This window comes from Rhizobium sp. PEPV16 (genome assembly GCF_008919455.1).
GTDB lineage: Bacteria > Pseudomonadota > Alphaproteobacteria > Rhizobiales > Rhizobiaceae > Rhizobium > Rhizobium leguminosarum_Q.
On sequence record NZ_VSZV01000356.1, the window covers coordinates 164,359 to 164,846 of the forward strand.

Consider the following 488-nt stretch of genomic DNA (forward strand, 5'->3'; position numbering starts at 1 on the left):
AGACGAGAGCTACCAGGTCGGCCGCGGTCCGCATCTTTCCAAGGACATGGGCCCGATCGAGAGCTATCTGTCGATCGAGGAGGTGATCCGCGTCGCCAAGCTTTCGGGCGCGGACGCGATCCACCCGGGATACGGCCTGCTGTCCGAAAGCCCCGAATTCGTCGATGCCTGCAACAAGGCCGGCATCATCTTCATCGGCCCGAAGGCCGATACGATGCGCCAACTCGGCAACAAGGTCGCAGCGCGTAACCTGGCGATCTCGGTCGGCGTTCCCGTGGTGCCGGCCACCGGGCCGTTGCCGGAGGACATGGCCGAAGTGGCGAAGATGGCGGACGGGATCGGCTACCCCGTCATGCTGAAGGCCTCCTGGGGCGGCGGCGGGCGCGGGATGCGCGCGATCCGCGATCCAAAGGATCTCTCCCGCGAGGTGACGGAAGCCAAGCGCGAGGCGATGGCGGCCTTCGGCAAGGACGAGGTCTATCTGGAAA

General features: G+C 66.0%; 1 protein-coding gene. It reads left to right on the plus strand.

Annotated elements, in window-relative coordinates; translation table 11 throughout:
* Positions 1–488 (plus strand): biotin carboxylase N-terminal domain-containing protein (locus FY112_RS35180; RefSeq protein WP_281408510.1); only part of this gene is annotated, 488 nt, incomplete at both ends.